This window comes from Pedobacter sp. CFBP9032 (assembly GCF_034045265.1).
GTDB lineage: Bacteria > Bacteroidota > Bacteroidia > Sphingobacteriales > Sphingobacteriaceae > Pedobacter.
On sequence record NZ_JAXCWE010000026.1, the window covers coordinates 1 to 5,915 of the forward strand.

Consider the following 5,915-nt stretch of genomic DNA (forward strand, 5'->3'; position numbering starts at 1 on the left):
TTATAAAGAATTTAGAAAAGGCATTTTCAATAGTTCAAAACTACAAATATTGGATTATTTAAATCAAGGTGTTTTGTTTGCTACCACTATGCAAGTAGTCAGTTCATTAGAAGCTAATGATAAAACAATAATTGGAGGAATAGCTTACTATACGGACGGTAAATGGATCTGGCCAAATTATTTAGTGTATTATTTAACAAAATATGATATTGAGATCCCTAAGTATTTTGTCGATAGTACAAAAGAAATAGAAAATGTAAATAATAAAATTGATGTTGAAAAAGCTATTTCTTTTTTAAAGAATAATAATATTATTTGATTTTTTTAGTCAAAAAAAGTTTCATCATTCTTTAAAAATGAGGTGTTCTTTGAAATATTAAAATAGTTGGTGGTCCTGCAAATGATGCGCAGGAGCTTTTTGCGGTTTATCCATTGGGCAACGGCAAATACCTGAGCTTGGGTAAACTGCTTATTCCCTCATACCAACCAAAAACGGTTAAGGTGTAACTGGTACCCGTTAATGGGATATTGCTAGATAAAAATGCCATTACGCACAGCTGAACAAAACATACAACCCAATTGGGGTAAACTTTGAGGTGAGCCAGGCAAACAATTAAAATTGAAAAAATCTTACGTTCACATAGTGTTGATGGAACGATTAGAAAAAATGCAATAAAAACAATATGGCCATGATGAGTAAAGCAATTATTAGAGAAAAAATCCGCATACAAATAGCTGATGGTTTAGAAAAGGAAGGATTTAAATATGTAAAATCAAACGAGCGCATAATAAGGCAGCATAAGAGTGGTTTTGATGTAATTTACATAACTGTAATCGACTATTATCCTATTTTTCAAATAGAATTTGGAATTTCAATTCGATTAGATGCCGTAGAGGAAATTGTTAATCAGTTCTTGGATGAAAATTTCGTAAATCCAAAAGGTAAAAGATACACCACTACGATAGGTGCTTCATATCGTATGCTATCCAATACACAGCATAATTATATCGAGATAAAAAATGAAGATGAGTTAAATGATGCTATATGTCAATTGATTACTTTAATTGGAACAAAGGGGTTGAGTTTTTTAGAAAAGTATCACGATATCAATCTTGTTAATGAGGTAAATAAAAAGCAATTACTTATCCCTAACAATTATGTTTGTTACATACCTCAAAACATTATGCAATCTTTAGCACTATTAAAACTTTGTAACGACCTTGATTTTGATGCGTTGAAATTAAAGTATAAAGAATTATATATGACTTGGGAAGGTCATGATGATAAAGGAAAAAAAGCAATTGATGATTTAATAACATATTTAGAGAATATGTAAGTCTAGTTGTTAAGAAATAAGTGGTAGCGTTCTAAATGTATGGTAACAAAGCTGAATGAAAGCTTACCTACCTATTTAAATTCGGCAGGTGGCGCAAGTGTTAAGGATAATACGCCATTTAAAGAGGTTTTGGCAAAAACATCTGAGGCTTTGAAAGCAGATGCTGTTGCAATGGAAGAAAACAGTTCGATTCTTTCATGAAATTATATAATGTTGTTAGGTACAATGAATTGTCTTACAGATTATATCAGATTTACAAGTTTTATAGTAAATGTTCAGATGAGAACTGGAAGCCATATAATAATGAAGGTATTATTCCTTATTGCTTTTGGAAAAACTGTCAAACAGAATATAGAGACTACTATACATTTTTGGATAAGCCTTACTCTGCAGGTGTTTTTGATGGCATTTATGGGCAGGGCAAAAGCATCTATGACTTAAGAGAAAAAATAGATGAAATTAGATATGCCTTTACAGTTGGATATGCCGATTGTAAGGGAATTAAAATAGACAAAAAAACAGTAGAGAAATTAAATGCTCAACTAAAAAAAGCAAAAAACGACAGTGGCTTTAGTGCTTGGTTGGATGAGATTAGGATACCAAATAAATTAGCCACTATAAAAGAATGCCAGGGCTATGAAGAGATTAGAAACGAAACAGCCAAAACCATAAACAACCTTTATGATATTATTAACAATCAAGATAAGATTGAGAAAGCTTTAAATACCATAACTAAACAGCTTGTTAAATATATTATAAAATTAAATGGATCCAGTAATGCACAGCGCTACGAACATGGCAAGCTCATATCTAATATTGCAACCTTATTAATCGGTGCAGGTGAAGGAAAAGCAGCAACAAGTAGTGCAGAAATATTAGAGTATTGGGCAACAAGGAATAAGGGAATTTATGATGATATTGGAGAACGGTTATTAGGTAAAGGAGTTGTTGATAATTTATTAGAATTAGTAGGTGCTAAGGGATTAATTGGAAAAGATTATGAGCAATTCTTAGTTAAAAATTTACCGAGTGGTGAAATAGGATTTATGAAAGGTGGTAGAGATTTTGATGTAGCATATAGTAAAGGAAGTAAATGGGTAGAGGCTAAATCTGGGAATTACTGGACAAAACAGGCATCATCAGAATCTGGTTTAGCTAAATTTAAATCTGATATGGGAGACAGATTGCGAATCGCTAGAGAAAATGGTGTAGATTATGAGTTGTTTTCAAATACCCCAATTCCACAAAATGTAAAATCATGTTTAGAATTAAAGGGTATAAAATATTATGAAACTTTAAAATAAAAATATGAGTGTTCAAGCAAGTATTGAAATTTCTTACAATGAAGATTTAGACATATTAAATGTATTAAGTGTTTTAGAAAAGTTGGGTTGGCAATATGTAGATGATTCTGAGAAAATTTCATTTCTAATCAATGACGATTTTGAATGGGAAATTGGTGAAGTCAACAATCTTAATGCGATAAAAAAGATGTTGAAAATTAGATTTGAAACAAACAAGATAACTGGTATTATCATTTTTAATAAAAAAGGAGGTGAAGGATGTCTATTCCATTTTATGCCATCAAAGCAAGAAATTATGATGTTAATTTCAATTAGGAGGAAAAAAATATCCGATACTAATATTACTGATTTCAGTTTTTATCTTGATGAAATTTATCAAATTATAAAATCTGATTGTCAAATCATTTGTAACCAAATTGGATAATATACAAATGAAAACAGAGAAAAGCATTTTAGATGAATGCGGAAAAGTAATGATTCAAAGTGTTTTTGATAATCAATATAATTTTATTAAAAATGATATTAAGGATTTAGCCGAGACAGAGGGCTATAAAAATCTTTTCGGCAATATGACCCCACTACAGAAAAGGGAAATCGAAAATTACACTAATGAACTACTTAGAGGTTGTCTATTCGAATTTTTGAAAATTTTCGAAGAGAATGATGAGTTCAAACTGATTTATGAGGAAGATGGACAACAAGTTAATTTGGTTGAAATAAGTGAAATGCTAAAAGCTGAACCAATCATTGATAACGGATGGATTGAAAGATTTAGTAGAGAAGTAGGTAAGGGAGAATAGAGTTGCTGAGAAAAAATCAAAAAATAATATAAGACGCTATGAAAGCCGGGAAACAGATCGAAATTAGGAGTGTAGACGGTCTTCCGGTAGCCAATATTGAAAAAGGCCAAAGTATTGTAATTTCAAAAATATTAAGATCACACAGTGTTGATGGCCTAATTCAAAAAATACAATCAAGACTATTTGGGCAAAATGACGAAAAAAGATGTATTTAATTTGACAGTACAATGTGTTGTTAAAGAAATTGAAGAAAATGGTTTTAAATTTATTAAATCAAAAGAACGTATTATCAGAAAAACAGATGATGGATATGACGCAATACTTTTTCGTGTAGTGGACTATTGTACATCTTTTCAAATAGTGTTCGATATACGAACCAGAACAAATGTAGTAGAAGATATCTTAAACAAATTTATGGCAGATTGCATGAACCCCCAGTTTATGTCACTAACAGAAACGATTATAATGTCTTACCAAGAGTTGTCTAATTCGAAAGTTAACTATATAGAAATAGCAAGCGACGAACAGCTAAACATCGCTATAAGTGAAATTATTGGCTTAATTACAGGTATAGGAATGGATTTTTTTGAGCAAAATAAAAATGTTGAAAAAGTCAATGTTAGAAAAAAAAATGCTATACTTTATGAGCATAAAGGGCTTGGCATGCATCACGATAGAAGAACACTTATGCAATCTTTAATTTTGATGAAACTTTGTAATGACCCTGACTTTGATTTGCTAAAATATAAGTATAAAGAATTATATGTTCCATTCGACGGTGAAGAAATAAGTGGACCAAAAGCCATTGATGATTTGATAAGTTATTTAGAAAACATGTAAGTCAAATCGTTTAAAAAACAAGTTTCCTCATTCTTTAAAAATCATTTGTTCTTTGAAATGATAATTTAACGGCAACCCGAAAGATACGGCTACGGTAAACTGCGGGATGATCAGTCTGGAGATTTCGATTACCAATCGAACACCCATACAGGCGTTAAACCAGGGCGACTTAATTAGGGCTGGTGGTTTTCCGGTAAAGCTGACCAAAGTAACCGGTGGCGGAAGTTTCAGCGGTAAGGGTTATGTAACCATCCCCATGCTGGGGCAGCTAAATGTTAAGGTTCGTTTTAGCGGCATACAGGTAAATAGCGAGAGGCAGCTTTTTGGAGGGGTGATTGAGACGACTTATGATGTTAAGGAAGATCAGATTGCCAATACCAGACAGATAGTGGAAGACTTAACAACACTTATTAAACTCTCTAAATGAATTAAAAGCAGTTATTAAATAATGGGACTTAACATTTTATCTAAAAAATTAGACTCATCAAGAAAGGTTTTCAATAATATCATATTGGCTGTATTAGATGCGCACCTTTATTGTGGAATAAATGACTCTGTTCAAAAAGGTAATGGAGCTATAAAAGATATTGATGTTCGACGATATTTTGGAAATAAGGAAGATGAGTACGAGTACTTTTTAATAGATATTCCAGAGACAGAGTGGAGTATGAAAGTCTTTGAAGATAAAACATTCAAAAAAGATGAACAATCATATTACTTATTAGCAGGTACAGACAACGTTCCTTCAAAATTAAGCTACGATTTTTCTTTAGCCTATTTGCGCTTATGCCCAAGGCATCTGATTAGTATTTATGATCATGTTTTTAGTTTAAGTGATATAGAGGATATTGAGAAAAGAGGTACTTACAATGATAAATAGTACCATAGATTTAAGAAGTTAGATGAATATTAGAAAATGCAATTAATCAATTTGTATTAAAACCTAAGGAACAAAGAATTTTTTTCGAAGCTATAGGTAAGCATTTTAATACAGCATAATATGTAGTTTTAATCTTATATAAATAAAGCATTTGCAATTACCACTATATGAAGAAACATGGTTAAAATATCCATCTATACAAGATAATATCAAGTTTTTAAGAGAAGGTTTAAGTAATAAAGGGATGTTAGATCAAAATCCCAAAGGCAATGTAAACGAAAATATAGCGCGAACGTCTTAGAATAATAAAAGAAACAAGTATCAAAATGAGCTCTAAAGTTCGGTATTTATGATATTTTATAGTTGCACACGCGGCACGCGTGCGCCAGCATGGGGGATGTTAGATCAAAATCCCAAAGGCAATGTAAACGAAAATATAGCGCGAACGTCTTAGAATAATAAAAGAAACAAGTATAAAAATGAGCTCTGAAGTTCAATATTTTGATAGTTGCACACGCGGCACGCGTGCACCAGCATGGGGTTAATAACTGTTTTCGAAGACGGTACATACAAAATATCAAATAATGCAGGTTGGACAATTTTTAATCAGGTTTATGAAAATAATAGGATTAATTGAAGAACATAGTAATAGAAGTAAATTTTCTCAGCCTTATAAAGAATTTAGAAAAGGCATTTTCAATAGTTCAAAACTACAAATATTGGATTATTTAAATCAAGGTGTTTTGTTTGCTAC

9 protein-coding genes are annotated in these 5,915 nt (G+C 31.4%); all 9 read left to right on the forward strand.

Annotation, left to right across the window (positions count from 1 at the left end):
* On the forward strand, positions 1-319 hold a 319-nt coding region (locus tag SOM16_RS22930; RefSeq protein ID WP_320466333.1), incomplete at its 5' end, for a hypothetical protein.
* 370 nt (positions 320-689) lie between these two features.
* Complete coding sequence (locus tag SOM16_RS22935) at positions 690-1,337, forward strand: hypothetical protein (protein WP_320466334.1); 648 nt, start codon at positions 690-692, stop codon at positions 1,335-1,337.
* A 39-nt stretch (positions 1,338-1,376) separates the two neighbouring features.
* Positions 1,377-1,538, forward strand: coding sequence for a hypothetical protein (locus tag SOM16_RS22940; protein ID WP_320466335.1), 162 nt, complete (start codon positions 1,377-1,379; stop codon positions 1,536-1,538).
* Entirely contained in the window at positions 1,535-2,641 is a 1,107-nt protein-coding gene (locus SOM16_RS22945) for a hypothetical protein (protein WP_320466336.1), read from the forward strand. The genes SOM16_RS22940 and SOM16_RS22945 overlap by 4 nt, the downstream gene beginning before the upstream one ends.
* Before the next feature lie 4 nt (positions 2,642-2,645).
* On the forward strand, positions 2,646-3,065 hold the full coding sequence (locus tag SOM16_RS22950; protein WP_320466337.1) for a hypothetical protein: 420 nt from the start codon (positions 2,646-2,648) through the stop codon (positions 3,063-3,065).
* Between the two features lie 7 nt (positions 3,066-3,072).
* On the forward strand, positions 3,073-3,441 hold the full coding sequence (locus SOM16_RS22955) for a hypothetical protein (protein WP_320466338.1): 369 nt from the start codon (positions 3,073-3,075) through the stop codon (positions 3,439-3,441).
* 192 nt (positions 3,442-3,633) lie between these two features.
* On the forward strand, positions 3,634-4,281 hold the full coding sequence (locus SOM16_RS22960; RefSeq protein WP_320466339.1) for a hypothetical protein: 648 nt from the start codon (positions 3,634-3,636) through the stop codon (positions 4,279-4,281).
* A 106-nt stretch (positions 4,282-4,387) separates the two neighbouring features.
* The gene (locus SOM16_RS22965; protein ID WP_320466340.1) at positions 4,388-4,708 is read left to right on the forward strand and encodes a hypothetical protein; all 321 of its coding nucleotides are present in this window, start codon (positions 4,388-4,390) and stop codon (positions 4,706-4,708) included.
* 21 nt (positions 4,709-4,729) lie between these two features.
* Entirely contained in the window at positions 4,730-5,161 is a 432-nt protein-coding gene (locus tag SOM16_RS22970; RefSeq protein WP_320466341.1) for a hypothetical protein, read from the forward strand.
* Positions 5,162-5,915 lie beyond the last annotated feature (754 nt).

Bases quoted from the DNA above. Each gene is read 5' to 3' on its own strand.
- SOM16_RS22935 (WP_320466334.1), top strand. From the start codon at position 690: ATGATGAGTAAAGCAATTATTAGAGAAAAAATCCGCATACAAATAGCT.
- SOM16_RS22940 (WP_320466335.1), top strand. From the start codon at position 1,377: ATGGTAACAAAGCTGAATGAAAGCTTACCTACCTATTTAAATTCGGCA.
- SOM16_RS22945 (WP_320466336.1), top strand. From the start codon at position 1,535: ATGAAATTATATAATGTTGTTAGGTACAATGAATTGTCTTACAGATTA.
- SOM16_RS22950 (WP_320466337.1), top strand. From the start codon at position 2,646: ATGAGTGTTCAAGCAAGTATTGAAATTTCTTACAATGAAGATTTAGAC.
- SOM16_RS22955 (WP_320466338.1), top strand. From the start codon at position 3,073: ATGAAAACAGAGAAAAGCATTTTAGATGAATGCGGAAAAGTAATGATT.
- SOM16_RS22960 (WP_320466339.1), top strand. From the start codon at position 3,634: ATGACGAAAAAAGATGTATTTAATTTGACAGTACAATGTGTTGTTAAA.
- SOM16_RS22965 (WP_320466340.1), top strand. From the start codon at position 4,388: ATGATCAGTCTGGAGATTTCGATTACCAATCGAACACCCATACAGGCG.
- SOM16_RS22970 (WP_320466341.1), top strand. From the start codon at position 4,730: ATGGGACTTAACATTTTATCTAAAAAATTAGACTCATCAAGAAAGGTT.